This window comes from Kitasatospora sp. NA04385 (assembly GCF_013364235.1).
Classification (GTDB): domain Bacteria; phylum Actinomycetota; class Actinomycetes; order Streptomycetales; family Streptomycetaceae; genus Kitasatospora.
The window spans coordinates 5,192,088-5,213,924 of record NZ_CP054919.1 but is presented as its reverse complement, the minus strand read 5'-3'; the positions used below and the strand labels follow the sequence as shown (position 1 = coordinate 5,213,924).

Below are 21,837 nucleotides of genomic sequence, written 5' to 3'. Positions count from 1 at the left end.
CCGCTTCCGGGGAAAGGGAGTCATGTCCGAACCCTCCCGTTCTCAAGCCCACGTGCACCGTGAGCCCTCCGACGCCGCCACCGGGCCGGTGGGAACGCGCACGCCGGGGGTCCGGAGAACCGCCGCCGGAGTCAGCGAGCTGGTCCAGGCGGCGCTGCCGCTGATCGCCGAGTGGCTGCCCACCCAGCGCTGGTACGCCGGCAAGGGCCGGCCGATCGCCGCGCTCACCCCGGTGGTCGGCACTCCGCTGCAGGTCGGCGACCCCGCCCTGCTGCACCTGCTGCTGCGGGTCGAGTACGGCGGCTCCTCCCCCGGCCCGGGGGACGTCTACCAGCTGCTGCTGGGCATCCGCTCGGAGCAGCCGGCCTCGGTCGGCCCGATGGCGGTGCTGGGCCGGCTGACGGGCGGCACCTACGACGGGGCGACGCTGTACGACGCGGTGCACGACCCGGAGCTGACCGGGCGGCTGCTGGAGCACCTGGCGACCGGCGACCGGTTCGGCTCGCTGTCGTTCCGGCGCACCCCGGGCCCCGGCCTGCCGGGCAACCTGCCGGGGCGGGCGTCCACCGCCGAGCAGTCCAACTCCTCGGTGATCTACGACACCGAGTTCATCCTCAAGCTGTTCCGCCGGATCAGTCCGGGCACCAACCCCGACCTGGAACTCTCGCTGGCGCTGTCCCGGGCCGGCTCGACCCGCATCCCCCGGGTCGCCGCCTGGTTCGAGTGCCGGCTGGAGCGCTCCGAGCCGGCCACCCTGGGCCTGCTCCAGCGCTACCTGGCGGACGCCGAGGACGGCTGGGAGCTGGCCCTCGACCAGGTCGCCCGGCTCAAGGGCGACCCCTCGCCCGGCAACTTCGCGATCGAGGCGCACCGGCTCGGCCGGGCCACCGCCGAGGTGCACCGGGTGCTGGCCCGCTCGATGCCCACCGCCCGGCTGGACCGGGCCCGGATCGACGAGCTGGCCGGGGCGATGGCCGACCGGCTGGACTCGGCGGTCACCGCCGTGCCCGGCCTGATGCGCTACCGCCCGGCGCTGCGCGCCGCGTTCCAGCAGCTCACCGAGGCCCACCTGGACGGGCTGCCGGTTCAGCGGATCCACGGCGACCTGCACCTGGGCCAGGCGATGCGCACCCCGCAGGGCTGGGTGCTGCTGGACTTCGAGGGCGAGCCGGCCAAGCCGCTGGCCGAGCGCCGCCTCCCGCAGCCCGCGCTGCGGGACGTCGCCGCGATGCTCCGCTCCTTCGACTACGCGGCCGCCCACCTGCTGGCCGGCGCCCCCGGCCAGGACCCGGAGCTCGCCCTGCTGGCCTCCGCCTGGGCCGCCCGCAACCGGGCCGCGTACTGCGCCGGCTACACCGCGGGCGGCGGCCTCGACCCGGCGGGCACGCCGGAGCTGATGCGCGCCCTGGAGATCGACAAGGCGGTGTACGAGGTGGTGTACGAGGCCAGGCACCGGCCGAGCTGGCTACCGATCCCGCTGGCGGCGATCAACCGCCTGGCCGACTCCGTCTGATCCGCCGCCCGGCCGCCCCGCGGGGCGGCCGGGCGGACCGTCTCGCCCGCACCACCCGGGACCCCCCACCCAGCACCCCCGGCCCCACCCGCACCGCCGTCGACCCACGACTCCCGCGTCCCCGCGCAAGGCACCCGATCCTGGAGGATTCCGCCGTGACCCCGCTCGGTCCGCTCGACCCGTCCGCCGACCGCCAACCGGCCGTCCCGGCCACGTTCCGCAGCGGTCCGCGCAGCAAGGCCTCCGCCGGGCGGCCCGCTGCCAAGGCCCCCGCGAAGGCTCCCGCCAAGGCCCCGGCGAAGGCTCCCGCGAAGGCCGCCCCAGCAAAGGCCGCCGCGGCGAAGCTGGCCGCCCGGGCGGCCGCGGCCGGCGCGGCGGACGCCGCCCCGGCGCGGCCGCAGGCCGGCGGGGCGCGCTGCGGCTGCCGGAGGCCCCGCTGCCGCCCGCCGAGGTGGACCGGCTGGTCTCCGGCGCGCACCACGACCCGCACGCGCTGCTGGGCGCGCACGCGCTGCCCGAGGGCACCGCGATCCGGGTGCTGCGGCCGTTCGCGGAGCGGGTGGTGGTGGAGACCGAGCTGGGCCCGGCCGAACTGACGCACCAGCAGGGCGGGCTGTTCACCGGCCTGCTGACCGGGCAGCGCTTCCCGCGCTACACCCTGCGGGTGACGTACCCGGGCGGCGAGCCGCTGGCCCAGGAGGACGGCTACCGGTTCGCGCCGACGCTGGGCGAGCTGGACCTGCACCTGATCCGGGAGGGCCGGCACGAGCAGCTCTGGCAGGCGCTGGGCTCGCACGTGCGCACGGTGGACGGGGTGAGCGGCACCGCGTTCGCGGTGTGGGCGCCGAACGCGGTGGGTGTGCGGGTGATCGGCTCGTTCAACCACTGGGACGGCACCGCGCACCCGATGCGCTCGCTGGGCTCCTCCGGCGTGTGGGAGGTGTTCCTGCCGGACGTCGGCGAGGGCGACCGCTACAAGTACCAGATCCTCACCCGGCAGGGGCACCGGCTGGAGAAGGCGGACCCGCTGGCCCGGGCCGCCCAGTGCCCGCCGGACACCGCCTCGGTGGTGACCGTCTCCCGCCACGCGTGGCAGGACGCCGAGTGGATGGAGCGGCGCGCCCGCGCCGTGCACCACCGCGCCCCGCTGTCGATCTACGAGCTCCACCTGGCGTCCTGGCGGCCGGAGCTGACCACCTACCGGGAGATCGCCGAGGTGCTGCCCGGGTACCTGAACGAACTCGGCTTCACGCACGTCGAGTTCATGCCCGTGATGGAGCACCCGTTCGGCGGCTCCTGGGGCTACCAGGTCTCCGGCTTCTACGCCCCGACCGCCCGGCTCGGCACCCCCGACGACTTCCGCCACCTGGTCGACACCCTGCACCGGCACGGCATCGGCGTGCTGGTCGACTGGGTGCCCGCGCACTTCCCGAAGGACGACTTCGCGCTGGCCCGGTTCGACGGCGAGCCGCTGTACGAGCCGGCCGACCCGCTGCGCGCCGAGCACCCGGACTGGGGGACGCTGGAGTTCGACTACGGCCGCACCGAGGTGCGCAACTTCCTGGTCGCCAACGCGGTGTACTGGTGCGAGGAGTTCCACGTCGACGGCCTGCGGGTGGACGCGGTCGCCTCGATGCTCTACCTCGACTACTCCCGCGAGGGCGGCGCCTGGACGCCCAACCAGTACGGCGGCCGGGAGAACCTGGACGCGGCCTCCTTCCTGCAGGAGATGAACGCCACCGTCTACCGGCGCTGCCCGGGCGTGCTGACGGTGGCCGAGGAGTCCACCGCCTGGGACGGCGTCACCCGGCCGACCGACAGCGGCGGCCTGGGCTTCGGCCTGAAGTGGAACATGGGCTGGATGCACGACTCGCTGGTGTACATCGCCAAGGAGCCGGTGCACCGCAAGTACCACCACAACGAGATGACCTTCTCGATGGTGTACGCCTACTCGGAGAACTACGTCCTGCCGATCTCGCACGACGAGGTGGTGCACGGCAAGCAGGCGCTGGTCTCCAAGATGCCCGGCGACTGGTGGCAGCAGCGCGCCAACCACCGCGCCTACCTGGGCTTCATGTGGGCCCACCCGGGCAAGCAACTCCTGTTCATGGGGCAGGAGTTCGCCCAGGGCGCGGAGTGGGACCACGAGCACGGCCCGCAGTGGTGGGTGCTGGACGAGGGCTGGCCGGGGCACGCCGACCACCGCGGCGTGCAGCGCCTGGTCGGCGACCTGAACCGGGTGTACCGGGACACCCCGGCGCTGTACGAGCAGGACACCGTCCCGGCCGGTTTCAGCTGGCTGGACGGCGGCGCGGCCGAGGACAACGTGCTGTCCTTCGTCCGGTTCGCGGCCGACGGCAGCCCGCTGGTCGCGGTCAGCAACTTCTCGCCCGTGGTGCGGCACGCCTTCCGGGTCGGCCTGCCCCGGCTGGAGGGCGCCGAGCAGCTGTGGGAGGAGGCGCTCAACACCGACGCCGAGTGCTACGGCGGCAGCGGCGTGGCCAACTCCAGCCCGGTGAAGTCCGAGGCCGGGGAGTGGAACGCCCAGCCCCGCTCGGCCGAGCTGGTGCTGCCCCCGCTGGCCACCGTCTGGCTCCGCCCGGCCCGCTGAGCCCCCGCCACCGCCGGGCGGCGCCCGGCGGTGGCGCCCCTCCCCCCCTCCCCCCGCCGACCCGTGCGGCGGTAGCCGCGGCGCCGCGAGCGAGTTCCCCGTGTTGTCCGACGGTATGGTCGGTATGACCGCAGCCCGGGACGACCGCAGCCCGGGACGACCGGACGGAGAGCTCCACCGTGGCGAGCAGCGTGTACGTGACCGGGATCGACCGGGGGGACGGCCGACAGGCCGTGGAGCTCGGGGTCATGGAACTGCTCACCCGTCAGGTGGACCGGGTGGGCGTGTTCCGCCCGCTGGTGCACGGGCCGGACGGCGGCGAGGGCGGCAGCGACCACGTGGTGGAGCTGCTGCGCAGCAGGTACCGGGTGGACCTGCCGGTGTCGGAGCTGTACGGGCTGACCTACGACGAGGCGGCGGCGCTGCAGGCCGCGCACGGGCAGGACGAGCTGGTCTCGGCGCTGGTGGACCGGTTCCACCAGCTGGAGCGGCGCTGCCAGGCGGTGCTGGTGCTGGGCACCGACTTCTCGGAGACCAACATCCCGGACGAACTGGCCTTCAACGCCCGGCTGGCGAACGAGTTCGGGGCGGGCGTGCTGCCGGTGGTCGGCGGCCGGCACGAGGACCCGCAGGCGGTGGTCGCGGAGGTGCGCAACGCGCACCGGGCCTACCGGGACCTGGGGTGCTCGATCCTGGCGATGGTGGCCAACCGGGTCCGCCCGGGGGCCAAGCAGCAGGTGCAGCGGACGCTGACCGAGAAGCTGCCGGTGCCGGTGTACGTGATCCCGGAGGAGCCGGCGCTGGCCGCGCCGACGGTGGCGCAGCTGGTGGAGGCGACCGGCGCGACGGTGCTGCTGGGTGACGCGGCGGGCCTGTCCCGGGACGTGCGGAACTTCGTGTTCGGCGGGGCGATGCTGCCGACCTTCCTGAACGCGCTGACCGAGGGGGCGCTGGTGGTGACCCCGGGCGACCGGGCGGACCTGGTGATCGGGTCCCTGGCGGCGCACGCGGCGGGCTCCCCGCCGATCGCCGGGGTGCTGCTGACGCTCGGTCAGCACCCGGGCCCGAACGTGATGGCGCTGGCCTCCCGGCTGGCCCCGGGGACGCCGGTGGCGGAGGTGGCCGAGGGCTCCTGGCTGACCGCGGCGGCGCTCACCCACCTGGAGGGCCGGATCGGCCCGAACAGCCCGCGGAAGGCCGAGATCGCCCTGGGCCTGTTCGAACTGCACGTGGACACCGTCGAGTTGACCAGCCGGATCGAGCTGAGCCGGTCCGAGCGGGTGACCCCGATGATGTTCGAGCACGCGCTGCTGGAGCGGGCCCGCGCGGACCGCAGGCACATCGTGCTGCCGGAGGGCACCGAGGACCGGGTGCTGCGCGCCGCCGAGGTGCTGCTGCGCCGCAACATCTGCGACCTGACCCTGCTCGGCGACCCGGACGCGGTGCACCGCAGGATCGCCGCGCTGGGCATCGAGCTCCCGCAGCCCGGCGACGCGGGCGCGCAGGCCCGGATCGTCGACCCGGCGGCCAGCCCGCTGCGCCAGCGCTTCGCCGAGCTGTACGCGAAGGCCCGGGCGCACAAGGGCATGACGGTGGAGCGGGCGCTGGACGTGGTCACCGACGTCTCGTACTTCGGCACCCTGATGGTGCAGGAGGGCATCGCGGACGGCATGGTCTCGGGCGCGGTGCACTCGACCGCGGCGACCATCCGCCCGGCCTTCGAGGTGATCAAGACCTCGCCGGGGGCGGCGATCGTCTCCTCGGTGTTCTTCATGTGCCTGGCCGACCGGGTGCTGGTGTACGGCGACTGCGCGGTCAACCCGGACCCGGACGCCCGGCAGCTGGCCGACATCGCGATCCAGTCGGCGGAGACGGCGGCCCAGTTCGGGGTGGAGCCGCGGGTGGCGATGCTGTCGTACTCGACCGGCGCCTCGGGCTCCGGCGCGGACGTGGACAAGGTCCGCACGGCGACCGAGCTGGTCCGGGAGCTGCGGCCGGACCTGCTGGTGGAGGGCCCGATCCAGTACGACGCGGCGGTGGACGCGCGCGTCGCGGCGACCAAGCTGCCCGGCTCGGCGGTGGCCGGGCGGGCCACCGTGCTGGTCTTCCCGGACCTGAACACCGGCAACAACACGTACAAGGCGGTGCAGCGCTCGGCCGGGGCGATCGCGGTCGGGCCGGTGCTGCAGGGCCTGAACAAGCCGGTGAACGACCTGTCCCGGGGCGCCCTGGTGGAGGACATCGTGAGCACCGTGGCGATCACCGCGATCCAGTCCCAGACCGCCGAAGCCCGGCCCGCCGTCGAGACCCCCGCCGCAGGAGGCGCACAGTGACCACCGGTACCCGTGTCCTGGTGCTGAACGCCGGGTCGTCCTCGGTGAAGTACCAGCTGATCGACATGCTGGACGGCTCGAAGCTGGCGTCCGGCCTGGTGGAGCGGATCGGCGAGGAGCGGGGCCGGCTGCTGCACCTGCCGCTGACCGGGGAGCCGCGCGAGCGGCTGCGCCGCTTCGGCGGGCACGACGCGGCGCTGACGGCGGTCGCCGAGGAACTGGCCGCGGACCTGATGGGCCTGGACTCGCCGGAGCTGGCGGCGATCGGTCACCGGGTGGTGCACGGCGGGCTGCGCTTCACCCGGCCGACGCTGGTCACCGACGCGGTGCTGGCCGAGATCCGCCGGCTGATCCCGGTCGCGCCGCTGCACAACCCGGCGAACATCACCGGCATCGAGGTGGCCCGGTCGCTGCGCCCGGACCTGCCGCAGGTCGCGGTGTTCGACACCGCGTTCCACGCCACGCTGCCCGAGCACGCGGCCCGCTACGCGATCGACCGGAAGACCGCCGACGAGCACCGGGTGCGCCGCTACGGCTTCCACGGCACCTCGCACCAGTACGTCTCGCGGGCCACCGCCCGGCTGCTCGGCCGGGACCCGGCGGAGCTGAACGTGATCGTGCTGCACCTGGGCAACGGCGCCTCGGCCTCGGCGGTGGCGGGCGGGGTGTGCGTGGAGACCTCGATGGGCCTGACCCCGCTGGAGGGCCTGGTGATGGGCACCCGGTCGGGCGACGTGGACCCGGGCCTGGTGTTCCACCTGCACCGGGTGGGCGGGATGAGCGTCGACGAGATCGACGACCTGCTGAACCGGCGCAGCGGCCTGCTGGGCCTGTGCGGGGACAACGACATGCGCGAGGTGGTGCGCCGGGCCCAGGACGGGGAGGAGGACGCCAAGCTGGCGTTCGACTCGTACGTGCACCGGATCCGCCGCTACCTGGGCGGGTACTACGCGGTGCTGGGCCGGGTGGACGCGGTGGCGTTCACCGCGGGTGTCGGGGAGAACTCCGCCGAGGTGCGGGCCGCGGTCTGTGCCAACCTGGAGGAGCTGGGCATTTCGGTCGACCCGGAGCTGAACGCGGTGCGCTCGCGGGACGCCCGGACGGTCTCTCCGTCCTACTCGCGGGTCACCGTCGCCGTGGTGCCGACCGACGAGGAGCTGGAGATCGCCCAGCAGGCGTTCGCGCTGGTCCGCGCGGTGTAGGTCCGGCGCGGGATGACTACCCGTCAGTATCCCACCCCTCGGAATGTTCGTTGGCGATATCTGACGATTCGAGCTGAATGCACCGATAACACGAACGGATAGACTGACGGATATGCGCCGAGCGAAAATTGTCTGCACCCTGGGTCCCGCGACGGACTCCTACGAACAGCTGAAGGCCATCGTCGAAGCGGGCATGAACGTCGCCCGCCTCAACATGAGCCACGGCTCCCACTCCGAGCACGAGGACCGGTACCGCCGCGTCCGCCAGGTCTCGGAGGACACCGGCCGCACCATCGGTGTGCTGGCCGACCTGCAGGGCCCCAAGATCCGTCTGGCGACCTTCGCCAACGGTCCGGTGACCGTTGACAACGGCGACACGTTCACCATCACCACCGAGGACGTCCCCGGTGACCAGCACATCTGCGGCACCACCTACAAGGGCCTGCCCGGCGACGTGCAGCCCGGCGACCCGATCCTGATCAACGACGGCGTCATCGCCCTGGAGGTCGTCAGCGTCGACGGCCCGCGGGTGAAGACCGTGGTGGTCGAGGGCGGTGTGCTCTCCAACAACAAGGGCATCAACCTGCCCGGCGCGGCGGTGAACGTCCCCGCGCTGTCCGAGAAGGACAAGGACGACCTGCGCTTCGCCCTCCAGCTGGGCGTCGACATGGTCGCGCTGTCCTTCGTCCGCAACGCCGCGGACATCGACGACGTGCACAAGGTCATGGACGAGGTCGGCATTCGTGTGCCGGTCATCGCCAAGATCGAGAAGCCCCAGGCCGTCGAGGCCATGGAGGAGATCGTCCTCGCCTTCGACGCGATCATGGTGGCCCGCGGCGACCTCGCCGTCGAGTACCCGCTGGAGAAGGTGCCGCTGGTCCAGAAGCAGCTGGTCACCCTGGCCCGCCGCAACGCCAAGCCGGTCATCGTCGCCACCCAGATGATGGAGTCGATGATCCACGCCTCGCGCCCCACCCGCGCCGAGGTCTCCGACGTCGCCAACGCCATCCTGGACGGCGCGGACGCGGTCATGCTGTCCGCCGAGTCGAGCGTCGGCAAGTACCCGGTCGAGACCGTCAAGACCATGAGCAAGATCGCCGAGAAGGCCGAGGAGGAGCTGCTCTCGCAGGGCCTCCAGCCGCTCAACCCGGGCCGCAAGCCGCGCACCCAGGGCGGCTCGGTCGCCCGCGCCGCGTGCGAGCTGGGCGACTTCCTCGACGGCAAGGCGCTGGTCGCGTTCACCAAGTCCGGTGACACCGCCCGCCGGCTGTCCCGCTACCGCTCGCCGATCCCGGTGATCGCCTTCACCCCGGACGTCGCCACCCGCAACCAGCTCTCGCTGAGCTGGGGCGTCGAGGCGTACGTCTCGGAGCAGGTCGCCACCACCGACGAGATGGTCGAGCAGGTCGACCGCGAGCTGCTCAAGATGGGCCGCCTCGCCGAGGGCGACACCGTGATCGTCACGGCCGGCGTGCCGGTCGGCATCCCGGGCACCACCAACATGGTGCAGGTGCACCACCTGGGCGCCCGCTCGGAGGACTGAGCGCCGCGCGACCCGCAGTGAGAAGCCCGCAGGGGCGGGACCCGAGGACCGGGTCCCGCCCCTGCGGGCTCTGCGGTGGAGCCGACGGCGGGTCAGCCGTCGTACGGCTCCTTGTCGTTGAACAGCCGCATGCCGGGGATGGTCAGGTCGCCGCCGAACTGGCCCGCCTGCACCGCCTTGGCGTTGGTCAGCGTCAGGTCCAGCGGGATCGGCACCGCGCCCAGCAGGTCCCACAGCCACTTGGGCAGGGTGTCCGGGGTGAGGGTGATCTGCCCCAGGTCGATCGGGATCGGCAGGCCGTAGACCGCCGCCAGGTTGCCCGACAGGCTCTCCACGTACATGGTGACCGGGCCGTTGCGCATGGTCGAGGTGGACCCCTGACGGCTCTTCACGTGGAAGGTCAGGCCGGGGATCTGGATGGTCGACATGTCGAGGTTCTCGATGTCGACGCTGTCGGTGGTGAACTTCAGCACCCGCTTGGTGCCGCTCTCCGTGGTGACGTCGTAGACGCCGTTGAACACCGAGCCGTGCAGCGACAGCCGGGTCGAGTGCAGCACCCAGTTCTGGTCCGGCACCACGTGGCCCGACGGGGCCGCCTTCGCCCGCAGGCCCTTGGTGCTCACCAGGCAGTTCGGGTCCGCCGAAGCCGAGGCGGAGGCCGAGGGGGACGGGGTGGTACCGGCCTTCGGCGTGCCGCTCTTCGGGGCGGTGGCGCTCGGGGCGGTGGTACTCGGGACGGTGGCGCTCGGGGCCCCGGCCGAGGGCGTGGCGGCGGGCTGCTCGGCGGCCCGGCCGGCCGCGGGCGGGGCGGGCGTCGCCGCGGGGGACGGCGCGGCGTCGGCCGACGGGGCCGGCTTCGCGGACGGGGCGGGGGTCGGGGTCGGCGAGGGGCTCGGGTGGAACAGGTCGTTCCACCAGTCGTCGATCACCCCGGCCTGCTGCACCCCGCCGGTGGCGGCCGCGCCCGCCTTCGGCACGGTGTACACGGCGGACCGCGCGGTGCCGCCGGTGCCGGTGAGCGTCGCGGGGACGGCGGCGGCGCTGCCCGCGGGTGCCTGTCCGACGGCCGCGGCCTGCGACACCGAGGAGTCCGGCAGCACCTTGATCTGGCTCTTCGGGACGGGCGTCTCCTCCAGCACCGTGTCCGGGGCGCAGCTGCCGGTCTGCGGGTCGGCGGCGACCGCCAGCGTGGGCGCGTAGGCGGCGCCGACCAGCAGCGCGGTCGGCACGGCGGCGATCGCCAGCGCCCGGCCGCGCAGCCGGGCCCGCACGCCCTCCCGGGGCACCGCGTGCCGCGGGCCGGGGACGGCCGGACGGTCGTCGCCGGTCACCGCTGCTCCCCCTCGACGGCGGACTGCGGGTGGGCGGGCTGCGGGACGGTGGGCTGCTGGGCGGCGGCCTGCGGGGCCGCGCCGTACTCCAGCGGCTGTTCGGCGGCGGCCTGCGCGGGCAGCTGGGCGGTGGGCGCCCCGCCCTCCGCGGCCTCCGCGGTCTCCGTGCTCTCCACGGTCTGCGCCGCGACGCTCTCGGCGGTGCCCTCGGCCGCCTCCGGCCGGGCCGGCAGCGGCGCCCAGGACACCAGCAGGCCGCCGGCGATCAGGCCGGGCAGGAAGCCCATGCCGAAGCCGCCCAGGTTGGAGACCGGGATGGAGATCAGCGCCAGGATGGTGGTCGCCACCCCGCAGAAGATCCGCACCACCGGCTGGAACCAGGCGGTGAGCCCCAGCACGATCAGCATCAGACCGATGATCAGCGAGCCGGCGCCGGCGGTGGTGGCCATCGCGATCGTCAGCCCGCCCAGGCTGAGCTTGGCGTACGGGAAGTAGAGGATCGGAACGCCGGCGATCATCGCGAGCAGCCCGCCCCAGAACGGCCGGGTGCGCCGCCACGCGCGGAACCCCCGGCGGGTGCGGCCGACCAGACCGGTCGGGCCCTCGGGCCAGGCCTCGACGGTTGCGCTGGACATGGTGCGACTCCTCGATGGTGGGTCCGAGGGGGAAGACGGGCGGCTCCGGGCCGGGCCCGGGGTGCGGTGCGGAGGGGACGGCTCGGCCGCCCCCTCCCACCGGGGTGTGCTGGTCCTGCCGTCGGGCCCGCTCGGCGGGCCCTCAGGGGCGGACTAGTAGCACTCGTAGGTGTTCTTGTCGTCCTGGTGGTTGATGCTCAGCTTGAGGCCGGGCAGCGTGAAGGTGCCCGCCGAGGTCGCCCAGGCGGTCTGCTGGACGTTGCTGAGGTGCGCGGCCTCGGCGGCCTGCGCGAAGCCCTGGGCGCCGCTCGGCAGCGTGCCGCCGTCGTCCTGGAGCTTCTTGACCGCACTGCCCTTGAGGGTGCTGGCGTCCTGGCCGATGTTGATGTTCTTGAACTCGGCGTCGGCGTTCAGCTGGTTGAGGTCGATCAGCAGCTGCTGGGCGTCGACCTGCTTGTCCGGGTTGGTGCTCTCGCCGGCCTTGAGGACCAGGGTCCACTTGCCGAGCGGGCCGAGGTCGGTGACGACCGACTGGCACAGGTTCTGCAGCTTCGCGTGGTCGAAGGCCGAGATGGCCACCGGGTGCGGAGTGCGGTTGGCCTCGGCGTCGACCCCGCCGAACTGCGAGAAGCCCTCGCCGCGGAGGTCGGCGACGGTGACCTTGAACTGCTGGCCGGAGACCGAGAACGAGGCCGCCAGCGCGGAGTTGGCCAGCGAGACGCCGATCGCGGCGGTGGCCGCGACGCTGGGCACCATCACCAGGGCGAAGCGCTTCCAGCGGGTCTTGCCGTAGGACTGGGACATGCGGGTCCTCCTTCTAGGACGTACATCTCCGGTCGTTCCGGTGCGTCCCGCACGTGGTCCGGCCCGGGATGGGAGAGAGCTACGTCCTCGGTAGCGGAGAGCGCCTGCGCCGAGGGGACGGCGACGGCGGTCCCCCCGAGCGACAACCGTGCGGCCGCACGGGTGCGCGGCCGTTGCGAGGCCAGGAACCGCTGCGTGGGATCCGCGGTTACCCCCCTGCCCTCAACCCGGCGGGGACCCCTCGTCGCCGAGGGACCGGGCGTCGCCGATCGTTGTCCAATCCAGGGCTGAGCACAAGAGGTCCGTTACTGACGGGTAATCCAACAGCAACCGGGGCTGATCATGGAATCAGAGGTTCCGCAACGGAGAGTGACCAAAATCGCAGGTTCGACCGTTTTTCACTCGCGGAAACACCAACGAAACACCCCTCCGCCATCACATTCGGTGATGGCGGAGGGGTGATGTCAAGATTTGGTAAACGCGCCCCGAAGGCACTCGAAAGTCGTCAAATCGCCGACGACACCGCAGGTCACCCTCGGTGTCACCGGGTGCCGCGGGACGGCGCCCGGGACGGCGGTCCGGCGGTGCCTCAGAACAGCACCCGGGCCAGCGCCTGCCGGGCCGCCACGGTGCGCGGGTCCTCCGGACCGATCACCTCGAACAGCTCCAGCAGCCGCAGCCGGGCCGCGTCCCGGTCGTCCCCGAACGTCCGGGCGACGGTGTCCACCAGCCGGCCGAAGGCGTCCTCCACGTGGCCGCCGACCAGGTCCAGGTCGGCGGCGCGGAGCTGGGCCGGCACGTCCTTCGGGTCGGCCGCCGCGTCGGCGCGCACCTGCTGCGGGTCGAGCCGCTCCACCCGCTGCAGCAGCTGGGCCTGGGCCAGGCCGAGCTTGGCCTCGACGTGCCCGGGCCGGTCGCTCAGCACGTTCTGGTACGCCTGCACCGCACCGGCCAGGTCGCCCCGGTCCAGCGCGTCGTGCGCCGCCTCCAGCGCCGGGTCGGCCGGCACCCGCGGCTCGGCCGCCGCGCCCTCGCCGCCGCCCGCCGCGCCGCCGACGATGCCGAAGCGCTGCTCGGCCACCGCGATCAGCTGGTCCAGGATCTTGCGGACGTTGGGCTCGCTCTCGGCGCCCTGGAACAGCGGCACCAGCTGGCCCGCCACCACGGCCATGACGGCCGGGATGCCCTGGATGCCGAACTGCTGGGCGATCAGCTGGTTGGCGTCCACGTCGATCTTGGCGAGCACGATCCGGCCCGCGTACTCCTCGGCGAGGCGCTCCAGCACCGGGCTGAGCTGCTTGCAGGGGCCGCACCACTCGGCCCAGAAGTCCACCACCACCGGGACCTCGGCGGAGCGCTGGACCACCTCGACCTCGAAGGTCTCCTCGGTGACGTCCAGCACCAGGGGGTGGTCGGCGGGCGCCGGGCCCTCGCCCGCCGCCGCCTGACGGGCCCGTTCGGCCCTGGTCTGCTCGGCCTTCTGGGCGGCCTCCCCGGCCGCCTTCACCGCGGCGAGGTCCACCGCACCGCGCAGGGCGGAGCTGTTGAGACGCGAATTCCGTGACTGCATGGCTCTATCCTCCCCCGCCGGAGCCGGTGCCGGGCGCCATCCGCCCGGAAAAGCCGGAGCGAGCCGCCCGCCTCCCCGGCGGGGCCCGTACCGTTCGACGCCGGTCCCCACCGGCGTCGCGCGCCCGCCCGATCCCATGGGGCGGGGCGCCGTTGGTCGTCGCTCTTTCGCTACTGGTCGTAGCGTATCTGTCCCCCGGGCTCCCCCCGCAAGCCCCCCGCCCCCTCCCGGAGCGTGAGCTGCCCCACTTTCCGCCACCGGGCGGGTGCCGGTCCGGGCGCCCGGTCGCTACCGTGGGACCGCAAAGTTACTTCTGAGTAAACAGTCTGGAGGCGAGGTGGCCCCCACCACCCGGCAGCCCGCCGAGCACCCGGACCCGCCGGCCGGTGCGGCCCCGCTCGTGCGCGGCAAGGGACGGCCCCGCAGCGCCGCCGCCGACCAGGCCATCCTGGACGCCACCCGCGAGGCGCTCGCCGAACTCGGCTGGGGCGGGCTCACCATGGGCGACGTCGCCCAGCGGGCCGGCGTCGCCAAGACCACCCTCTACCGGCGCTGGCCGTCCAAGAGCGAACTGGTGGTCGACGCCATCGCCAGCCTCTTCGACCAGCTGGAGTGCGCCGACCTCGGCAGCCTGCAGGCCGACATCGAGGCCGTGGTCGCCCGCTTCGCCGAACTGCTCAGCCGGCCCGAGACCCAGGCCGCGCTGCTCGCCCTGTTCGCCGAGGGCTCCCGCGACCCGCAGCTGCGCCGGCGGATCCGGGAGCGCATCGTCCAGCCGCAGAAGCTGCTGGTCGAGCTCGGCCGGGCCAACGCCCAGGCCCGCGGCGAGATGGACCCCGACCGGGACCCGGCCGCCGCGGCCGAGGAGATCGGCATCATCTTCGACACCATCGCCGGCACCGTCGAGCACCGGCTGCTGGTGAGCGGCGAACCCGTCACCGCGGACTGGATCCGCCGCTTCACCACCCTGCTGCTGGGCCCCCTCCCGGGGCTGCTGCGCTGAGCCCGGCTCAGCCGGGCAGCTTGAGCCCGGCCAGCCGGTCCGGGTCGCTCAGCACCTCGATCCGCGCGACCAGGCCGTCCACCACGGTGAACGACATCACCGAGACCGGCTCGCCGTCGACCACCGTCAGCGTGCCGTAGGCACCGTTCACCAGCACCAGGCGGGCGAACGGCGCCAGGTGCCGGAAGTTCTGCGCCGACGACGCGATCGCCGTGTTGCCGCGGATCACCTTGCTGAGCGCCGCCATGGCCGTGCCGCCGTCCGCCCGCAGCACCGCGTCCGGGGCCAGCACCGCCACCAGGCCCGCGAAGTCGCCCTCCCGGGACGCCGCGAGGAAGGCCTCCACCACGGCCCGCTGCGCCGCCGGGTCGCGGTCCGGCTCCGGCGCCCGCTCCTTGACCCGCCTGCGGGCCCGGCTCACCGACTGCCGCACCGCCGCCGGGGACTTCTCCAGCAGCGGCGCGATGTCCTCCAGCGGCACCGCGAACAGGTCGTGCAGCACGAACGCCAGCCGCTCCGCCGGGCCCAGCGTGCCCAGCACCACCTGCAGCGCCAGCCCCACCCGGTCGCCCAGCAGCGCCGCCGCCTCCGGGTCGCCCCGCTCCGGCGCGGCCAGCACCGGGTCGGGCACCGAGGTGTCCAGCTCCTCCTCCCGCCGCCGCTGCCGACCGCGCAGCTCGTTCAGGCAGATCCGGGAGGCGACGGTGGTCAGCCAGCCGCCCAGGTTGTCCACCTCCCCGGCGTGCCGGTCGAGCCGCAGCCAGGTCTCCTGCACCACGTCCTCGGCCTCGCCGAGCGACCCCAGCATCCGGTACGCCACCGCCCGCAGCCTCGGCCGGTGCGTCTCGAACCGCTCGGCGAGCAGCGCTCCCCCACTCATGCGTCCGGGTTCCTTCCCGTCGGTCCTCGATCTTCGATCTTCGAGCTTCGAGTATCGGTGGGCGGAGGAGCGCCTGTCCGGCGGAACCGGGCGGTTCCCCCGGGCCCCGGACGGGCCTCAGAAGCTGGCGTTCTCCCGGTAGGTGCCCCACTCCTCGCGCAGCGCGTGGCAGATCTCGCCGAGGGTGGCCTCGGCCCGGACGGCCCGCAGCATCGGCTCGATCATGTTGGTGCCCTCGCGGGCGGCGGTGAGCATGGCGTCCAGGCCGGCCCGGACGGCGGCCTCGTCGCGGTGCGACTTGCGCGCGCGCAGGACGCGGACCTGCTCGCGCTCGACCTCGTGGCTGACCCGGAGGATCTCCAGTTCGGGGGTGACGCTGCGGGGGTGGCAGTTGACGCCGACCACGCGCTTGTCGCCCTTCTCCACGCCCTGCTGGTAGCGGAAGGCGGCCTCGGCGATCTCGCCGGTGAACCAGCCCTCCTCGATGCCGCGCAGGATGCCGGCGGTCATCGGGCCGATCGGGTGCTCGGCGCCGCGCTCGTCCGGGCTCCCCTTCTCCAGGATGCGCCGGAAGATCTCCTCGACCTGGGCCTCGATCCGGTCGGTGAGCGCCTCGACGTACCAGGAGCCGCCGAGCGGGTCGGCGACGTTGGTGACGCCGGTCTCCTCCATGATCACCTGCTGGGTGCGCAGGGCGATCTCGGCGGCCTGCTCGCTGGGCAGGGCGAGCGTCTCGTCGAGCGCGTTGGTGTGCAGCGAGTTGGTGCCGCCCAGCACGGCGGAGAGCGCCTCGACGGCGGTGCGGACCACGTTGTTGTACGGCTGCTGGGCGGTGAGCGAGACGCCGGCGGTCTGGGTGTGGAAGCGCAGCCACTGCGCCTTCTCGGTCTTCGCGCCGAAGTGGTCGCGCATCCAGCGGGCCCAGATCCGGCGGGCGGCGCGGAACTTGGCGATCTCCTCGAAGAAGTCGAGGTGGGCGTCGAAGAAGAAGGACAGGCCGGGGGCGAACACGTCGACGTCCAGGCCGCGGGAGAGGCCGAGCTCGACGTAGGCCAGGCCGTCGGCGAGGGTGTAGGCGAGCTCCTGGGCGGCCGTGGCCCCGGCCTCGCGGATGTGGTAGCCGGAGACCGAGAGCGGCTTGTAGGCGGGGATGCCGGCCGCGCAGTGCTCCATCAGGTCGCCGATCAGGCGCAGGTGCGGCTCGGGGGCGAAGAGCCACTCCTTCTGCGCGATGTACTCCTTGAAGATGTCGGTCTGCAGGGTGCCGTTGAGGACGCCGGGGTCGACGCCCTGGCGCTCGGCGGCGACCAGGTACATGCAGAAGACCGGGACGGCGGGGCCGCTGATGGTCATCGAGGTGGTGACCTCGCCGAGCGGGATGCCGCGGAACAGCACCTCCATGTCGGCGGCGGAGTCGATGGCGACGCCGCAGTGGCCGACCTCGCCGAGCGAGCGGGCGTCGTCGGAGTCGTAGCCCATCAGGGTCGGCATGTCGAAGGCGACCGAGAGGCCGCCGCCGCCGGAGTCGAGGATCATCCGGTAGCGCTCGTTGGTCTGCTCGGCGTTGCCGAAGCCGGCGAACTGGCGGATGGTCCAGGCGCGGCCGCGGTAGCCGGTGGGGTGCAGGCCGCGGGTGTAGGGGTACTCGCCGGGCCAGCCGATCCGCTCGAAGCCCTCGACGTCCTGGCCCGGGGGCGGGCCGTAGACCGGCTCGACGGCCTCGCCGCTGAGCGTGGTGAAGTCCGCCTCGCGCTTGCGCGCCCCGTCGTACCGCTGCTGCCAGCGCTGCCGCCCGGCCTCGATCTGCTCGGCGTCCATCGGCTCCGACTCCCGCTCCGTGCGGCCGCTCCTCGTGGGGGCGGCAGAACTACTTGGATGTCCTAGTAATTTACTCGGACGTCCTAGTACCTGTCGACGGCCACCCGCCGGACGGGGCGGGGAACGCCGAGCGCCCCTCCCCCGGCGGACGGGGGGAGGGGCGCTCGGGGCGGTCGGTCAGACGCCGGCGGTCTCGCGGGCGGCCTGGGCGGGGACCAGCTTGGTCCGGGCCTCGGCGACCGCCTTGCGCTCGGCGACGAAGGAGGCGAACGGGATGCAGCCGGCGGCCAGGAAGGCGACCATCCGGCCGAGCGGCCACTTGAGCCGCTGGCCGAGCAGGAAGGTCACCACGAAGTAGCCGATGTAGAGGTAGCCGTGCACCATCGCGACGTACGTGGTGGCGTCGGCGCCCGCGTCGAAGCCGTACTTGGCGACGATGAACCCGCAGAACACCAGGAGCGCGACACCGGTCGCGATCGCCAGGGCCCGGTACCAGCCCAGCAGGGGGGTCGCCTTCATCTCTTACCTCGCCTCGCTCGGCCCGTCCGTGGGTCGCGCCCACCTCGGGCGCACCGCTCGTACGAGGGTAACCGCCCCTACGCCCCGTCCCGGCCGGGGCCCTCCTGCCGGGGCAGCTCGAAGTCCCCGGCGGCGACCCGCAGCGGGCGCAGCAGTTCGAAGACCTCCGCGCAGGCGTCGGCGTCGTAGCCGTCCAGGCCGAACTCGACGGCGACGAGTTCGCGGGTGGCCTGCTCGACCACCTGGCGGCCGCGGTCGGTGATGGCGGCGAGGACGCCGCGGCCGTCCAGCGGGTTGGGGCGGCGGGCGACCAGGCCGGAGCGCTCCAGGCGGTCGACGGTGTTGGTGACGCTGGTGGGGTGGACCATCAGGCGCTCGCCGATCTTGGAGAGCGGGAGTTCGCCGGAGCGGCTGAAGGTGAGCAGCACCAGCGCCTCGTAGCGGGCGAAGGTGAGGCCGTAGGGCTTGACCACCGCGTCGACCCGGGCGAGCAGGATCTGGTGGGCGCGCATCACCGAGGTGATCGCCGCCATCGAGGGCACCTTGCCCCAGCGCAGCGTCCAGAGCTCGTCGGCGCGGGCGATCGGGTCGAAGTCGAGGGCGAGGGGCTTGGGCACGCCCCTTACCGTACCCGCGGGCGCGGGCGGGGGTAGCAGGTGTCCACGATGGTGGACAAGCCACCCCACTTGGCGGGATCACGCCAAACAGACGAGAACCGTCCGACGGCGGCTCTTTACCGTGCATATTCCGGCAATATTCAGTGATTGCACCGGAGTTGGGCCTCGGCGCAGCCTGCGCGGCATGGTTCGCAGCGAAACCTCCGATTTCCCGGACCCCCCATTTCCGCCCCGCTGGCGAGAGTTTGCCAATAATCGCCGAACGGCTGTTCCCGGTTGCCGTGCTCTCGTCATGCTTCTGGCCAGCCCCGTTCGACACCGCCGGCCCCACCCCACCGGCGACTGTCGCCTGACCGCACGGAGCTGCACGTCAGCACCCGTTCCGCCCCAGCAGGCACTGACCCCGGTGCCCCGGAGCGCGGTGCGACCGCACACACGCGGTTGATCCGGAAGGAACCCGTACGTGAAGCGAAAGCTCGCTGTCGGCGCCGTTCTCTCTGCCTCGGCCCTGCTGGCCGGTGCGATCCAGGTGAGCGCCGGAATGGCGTACGCCGCCCCCAGCCCCGCCGCCCTGGGCCACGGCGACCAGCTCGCGCTGGCCGCCGCGCAGGCGCCCGCCGCCGCCAAGGCCCTGGGCCTGGGCGCCCAGGAGAAGCTGGTCGTCAAGGACGCCGTCGTCGACGCCGACGGCACCCGTCACTTCCGTTACGAGCGCACCTACAACGGCCTGCCGGTGCTCGGCGGCGACCTGGTCGTGCACCAGGCCGCCAACGGCAAGGTGAAGTCCACCGACAAGGCCGTCTCCGGCAGCCTGGCCCCCGCCTCGCTGAGCCCGAAGCTGTCGGCCGGCCAGGCCGCCGCCAAGGCGACCGGCGCGGTGCAGGCCACCGTCGGCATCACCGCGGACGCCGACGAGGCCGCCCTCACCTCGGTCTCCGGCGCGAGCGGCGACGCCCAGTTGGTGGTCTGGGCCGCCGACGGCGCCCCGCGGCTGGCCTACCGCACCACCGTGGAGGGTGTCCGGGCCGACGGCACCCCGAGCCACCAGGTGCTGGTCACCGACGCGGACAGCGGCGCGCTGCTCTCCAGCCACGAGCAGGTGCAGACCTCCAACGCGACCGGCACCGGCAACGGCGTCTTCGTCGGCAACGTCTCGCTGACCACCACGCTGTCCGGCAGCACCTACACGCTGAAGGACGCCACCCGCGGCGGCCAGTACACCACCACCCTGGCCGGCAAGACCTCCGGCAAGGGCACCGTCTACTCCAAGACCAGCAACACCTGGGGCAGCGGCGCCGCCTCCAACGGCGAGTCCGCGGCCGTGGACGCCCAGTACGGCGCGGCCGTCACCTGGGACTTCTACAAGAACACCTTCGGCCGCAGCGGCATCCGCAACGACGGTGTCGGCGCGTACAGCCGGGTGCACTACGGCAGCAACTACGTCAACGCGTTCTGGGACGACAGCTGCTTCTGCATGACCTACGGCGACGGCTCGGGCAACACCCACCCGCTGACCGAACTCGACGTCTCCGGCCACGAGATGAGCCACGGTGTGACCTCCAACACCGCGGGCCTGAACTACTCCGGCGAGTCCGGCGGCCTGAACGAGGCCACCAGCGACATCTTCGGCACCCTGGTCGAGTTCTACGCCAACCTGCCGAAGGACAACCCGGACTACCTGATCGGCGAGCTGATCAACATCAACGGCAACGGCACGCCGCTGCGCTACATGGACAAGCCGTCCAAGGACGGCGCGTCCGCCGACTACTGGTCCTCCACCGTCGGCAACAAGGACGTCCACTACTCGTCCGGCGTGGCCAACCACTTCTTCTACCTGCTGGCCGAGGGCAGCGGCGCCAAGACCATCAACGGCGTCAGCTACAACTCGCCCACCTACAACGGCGCGGCGGTCACCGGGATCGGCCGGGCCAAGGCCGCCCAGGTCTGGTACCGGGCGCTGACCGTCTACATGACCTCCACCACCAACTACAAGGCCGCCCGGACGGCGACCCTGAACGCGGCGAAGGACCTGTACGGCTCCGGCTCGACCGAGTACAACGCGGTCGCGGCGGCGTGGACCGCGGTGAACGTCAACTGACGCCCGCCCGGTAGCCGAAGAGCCCGCGGCGGTCGAGCCTCCCACGAAGAGGCCCGGCCGCCGCGCACCACGTCCGGGTCAGGCGGTGGCCGGGGCCGGCGCGGCCGACTCGCCGCGCTCCTCCTTGGCGAGCATCCGCTCGGCGAAGAAGCCGCCGGTGGGCACCACCGACAGCAGGAACAGCACGATGCCGCGCTTGGGCTCCCAGCGGCGGGCCTGGTACGCCTGGACCAGGAACACCAGGTAGAGGATGAACAGCACGCCGTGCACCGTGCCCATCACCGGCACGCCGTTGAAGCTGGTGGTGCGCTTGAGCACCGAGCAGACCAGCAGCAGGATGAAGGACAGCCCCTCGGGGCCGGAGACCAGGCGCAGGCGGTGGACGGCGGCGACGCTCTTCACGGGATTCCTCACGGGGGGGCACGGCGGACGGCTGGGTTTGTGAACGGATGCACAAGCCCGCCCCATTATCACCGACCCGACACCGGCGCCGTCGGGAGACCCCCTATCCTGCTGTGCTGCGCGCCCCGAGCGTCGGAGCGCGCGGACCCACGGGGGGAACGCACCATGCTGAAGCGGGACTGGGATCGCCACACCTGCGCCAAGCGCGGCCACATCACCTACGCGCCCGACGAACCCGGCCTGCGCGAGCGCCTGCACGCCGCCACCGCCGTCGGCACCGTCTGGCGCTGCCTGCGCTGCGGCGACTTCGCGCTCGGCGAGCCGCACGGCTCCGGCCCGGCCGAGGACGCGCCGCTGGTGCCCCGCGGCAAGGCCCTGCGCGACCTGTTCATCCTGCGCTTCCTGGCCGTCGAGCGGCTGCTGCGCGGCCTGCTGATCGTGATCGTCGCCTGGGGCGTGTGGAAGTTCTCCAACAGCCAGGACGCGGTGCGCCGGATCTTCGACGAGAACCTGACCGTCTTCAAGCCGGTCACCGAGCACTTCCACTTCGACCTGGAGCACTCGCCGATCGTCGACACCATCCGCAAGACCTTCGACTACAAGCACTCCACCCTGGTCTACGTGGCCGTGGCGCTGGTGGTGTACGCGCTGATCGAGATCGTCGAGGCGTTCGGCCTGTGGTGGGGCCACCGCTGGGCCGAGTACCTGACCGTGGTCGCCACCGCCGCCTTCCTCCCGCTGGAGGGCTACGAGCTCACCGAGCACGTCAGCGCGCTGAAGATCTGCACCCTGCTGCTGAACATCGCCGCGGTGCTCTGGATCATGCTCTCCAAGCGCCTGTTCGGCCTGCGCGGCGGCCGCGCCGCGTTCGAGGCCGAGCGGCACTCGGCCTCGCTGCTGGAGGTGGAGGTCTCCGCGGGGGCGCTGCCGCAGTCGGTCTGAGCTTTTGTCCGGTATG

General features: G+C 73.0%; 17 protein-coding genes. 8 read left to right on the top strand and 9 right to left on the bottom strand.

Features of this window, described 5'->3' with window-relative positions; translation table 11 throughout:
- Positions 1-22 precede the first annotated feature (22 nt).
- The 5 genes from HUT16_RS23345 (at position 23) to pyk (ending at position 9,202) form a co-directional block, all read left to right on the top strand.
- Positions 23-1,513, top strand: coding sequence for a maltokinase (locus tag HUT16_RS23345; protein ID WP_254897954.1), 1,491 nt, complete (start codon positions 23-25; stop codon positions 1,511-1,513).
- 451 nt (positions 1,514-1,964) lie between these two features.
- The gene (glgB, locus tag HUT16_RS23340) at positions 1,965-4,124 is read left to right on the top strand and encodes a 1,4-alpha-glucan branching protein GlgB (protein ID WP_254897953.1); all 2,160 of its coding nucleotides are present in this window, start codon (positions 1,965-1,967) and stop codon (positions 4,122-4,124) included.
- A gap of 179 nt (positions 4,125-4,303) precedes the next feature.
- Positions 4,304-6,457, top strand: coding sequence for a phosphate acetyltransferase (gene pta / locus HUT16_RS23335; protein ID WP_176190039.1), 2,154 nt, complete (start codon positions 4,304-4,306; stop codon positions 6,455-6,457).
- Positions 6,454-7,659 carry an acetate kinase gene (locus tag HUT16_RS23330; RefSeq protein WP_176190038.1) on the top strand — a complete coding sequence of 402 codons (1,206 nt, stop codon included), beginning with the start codon at positions 6,454-6,456 and terminating at the stop codon, positions 7,657-7,659. The genes pta and HUT16_RS23330 overlap by 4 nt, the downstream gene beginning before the upstream one ends.
- 112 nt (positions 7,660-7,771) lie before the next feature.
- Positions 7,772-9,202 carry a pyruvate kinase gene (gene pyk / locus HUT16_RS23325; protein ID WP_176190037.1) on the top strand — a complete coding sequence of 477 codons (1,431 nt, stop codon included), beginning with the start codon at positions 7,772-7,774 and terminating at the stop codon, positions 9,200-9,202.
- Positions 9,203-9,294: 92 nt separating this feature from the next.
- Here pyk and HUT16_RS23320 read toward each other — a convergent pair whose 3' ends face one another.
- The 4 genes from HUT16_RS23320 to HUT16_RS23305 all read right to left on the bottom strand — a co-directional run bounded on the left by HUT16_RS23320 (position 9,295) and on the right by HUT16_RS23305 (position 13,542).
- Positions 9,295-10,533 carry a hypothetical protein gene (locus HUT16_RS23320; RefSeq protein WP_176190036.1) on the bottom strand — a complete coding sequence of 413 codons (1,239 nt, stop codon included), beginning with the start codon at positions 10,531-10,533 and terminating at the stop codon, positions 9,295-9,297.
- Positions 10,530-11,168 (bottom strand): DUF6114 domain-containing protein, encoded by a 639-nt coding sequence (locus HUT16_RS23315; protein ID WP_176190035.1) that lies wholly within the window; start codon positions 11,166-11,168, stop codon positions 10,530-10,532. Before HUT16_RS23315 ends, HUT16_RS23320 begins: the two co-directional genes overlap by 4 nt.
- A 153-nt stretch (positions 11,169-11,321) precedes the next feature.
- Positions 11,322-11,972 (bottom strand): DUF6230 family protein, encoded by a 651-nt coding sequence (locus HUT16_RS23310; protein WP_176190034.1) that lies wholly within the window; start codon positions 11,970-11,972, stop codon positions 11,322-11,324.
- Between the two features lie 589 nt (positions 11,973-12,561).
- Complete coding sequence (locus tag HUT16_RS23305) at positions 12,562-13,542, bottom strand: tetratricopeptide repeat protein (RefSeq protein ID WP_176190033.1); 981 nt, start codon at positions 13,540-13,542, stop codon at positions 12,562-12,564.
- Between the two features lie 400 nt (positions 13,543-13,942).
- On the opposite strand from HUT16_RS23305, the gene HUT16_RS23300 reads away from it, so the two are divergent.
- Positions 13,943-14,545, top strand: a complete 603-nt coding sequence (locus HUT16_RS23300; protein WP_176192829.1) for a TetR/AcrR family transcriptional regulator — start codon at positions 13,943-13,945, stop codon at positions 14,543-14,545.
- A gap of 7 nt (positions 14,546-14,552) precedes the next feature.
- On the opposite strand, the gene HUT16_RS23295 is transcribed toward HUT16_RS23300, so the two are convergent.
- From HUT16_RS23295 to HUT16_RS23280, 4 genes are all read right to left on the bottom strand, one after another.
- On the bottom strand, positions 14,553-15,425 hold the full coding sequence (locus HUT16_RS23295) for a sigma-70 family RNA polymerase sigma factor (protein ID WP_176190032.1): 873 nt from the start codon (positions 15,423-15,425) through the stop codon (positions 14,553-14,555).
- Between the two features lie 117 nt (positions 15,426-15,542).
- Positions 15,543-17,243 carry a methylmalonyl-CoA mutase gene (locus HUT16_RS23290; RefSeq protein ID WP_176190031.1) on the bottom strand — a complete coding sequence of 567 codons (1,701 nt, stop codon included), beginning with the start codon at positions 17,241-17,243 and terminating at the stop codon, positions 15,543-15,545.
- A 177-nt stretch (positions 17,244-17,420) separates the two neighbouring features.
- Complete coding sequence (locus tag HUT16_RS23285) at positions 17,421-17,762, bottom strand: DUF3817 domain-containing protein (RefSeq protein ID WP_176190030.1); 342 nt, start codon at positions 17,760-17,762, stop codon at positions 17,421-17,423.
- Between the two features lie 77 nt (positions 17,763-17,839).
- Positions 17,840-18,379: a MarR family winged helix-turn-helix transcriptional regulator gene (locus HUT16_RS23280; protein WP_176190029.1), complete on the bottom strand. Its 540-nt coding sequence runs from the start codon at positions 18,377-18,379 to the stop codon at positions 17,840-17,842.
- A 463-nt stretch (positions 18,380-18,842) separates the two neighbouring features.
- Between HUT16_RS23280 and HUT16_RS23275 the strand changes: the two genes are divergently transcribed.
- Positions 18,843-20,477, top strand: coding sequence for a M4 family metallopeptidase (locus HUT16_RS23275; RefSeq protein ID WP_176190028.1), 1,635 nt, complete (start codon positions 18,843-18,845; stop codon positions 20,475-20,477).
- A gap of 78 nt (positions 20,478-20,555) precedes the next feature.
- On the opposite strand, the gene HUT16_RS23270 is transcribed toward HUT16_RS23275, so the two are convergent.
- Complete coding sequence (locus tag HUT16_RS23270) at positions 20,556-20,879, bottom strand: DUF3817 domain-containing protein (protein WP_254897952.1); 324 nt, start codon at positions 20,877-20,879, stop codon at positions 20,556-20,558.
- A 168-nt stretch (positions 20,880-21,047) separates the two neighbouring features.
- Here HUT16_RS23270 and HUT16_RS23265 point away from each other — a divergent pair, with 168 nt between their 5' ends.
- Positions 21,048-21,821 (top strand): DUF2127 domain-containing protein, encoded by a 774-nt coding sequence (locus tag HUT16_RS23265; protein ID WP_176192828.1) that lies wholly within the window; start codon positions 21,048-21,050, stop codon positions 21,819-21,821.
- Positions 21,822-21,837 lie beyond the last annotated feature (16 nt).

Bases quoted from the DNA above. Each gene is read 5' to 3' on its own strand.
- HUT16_RS23345 (WP_254897954.1), top strand. From the start codon at position 23: ATGTCCGAACCCTCCCGTTCTCAAGCCCACGTGCACCGTGAGCCCTCC.
- pyk (WP_176190037.1), top strand. From the start codon at position 7,772: ATGCGCCGAGCGAAAATTGTCTGCACCCTGGGTCCCGCGACGGACTCC.
- HUT16_RS23315 (WP_176190035.1), bottom strand. From the start codon at position 11,168: ATGTCCAGCGCAACCGTCGAGGCCTGGCCCGAGGGCCCGACCGGTCTG.
- HUT16_RS23310 (WP_176190034.1), bottom strand. From the start codon at position 11,972: ATGTCCCAGTCCTACGGCAAGACCCGCTGGAAGCGCTTCGCCCTGGTG.
- HUT16_RS23305 (WP_176190033.1), bottom strand. From the start codon at position 13,542: ATGCAGTCACGGAATTCGCGTCTCAACAGCTCCGCCCTGCGCGGTGCG.
- HUT16_RS23295 (WP_176190032.1), bottom strand. From the start codon at position 15,425: ATGAGTGGGGGAGCGCTGCTCGCCGAGCGGTTCGAGACGCACCGGCCG.
- HUT16_RS23290 (WP_176190031.1), bottom strand. From the start codon at position 17,243: ATGGACGCCGAGCAGATCGAGGCCGGGCGGCAGCGCTGGCAGCAGCGG.
- HUT16_RS23285 (WP_176190030.1), bottom strand. From the start codon at position 17,762: ATGAAGGCGACCCCCCTGCTGGGCTGGTACCGGGCCCTGGCGATCGCG.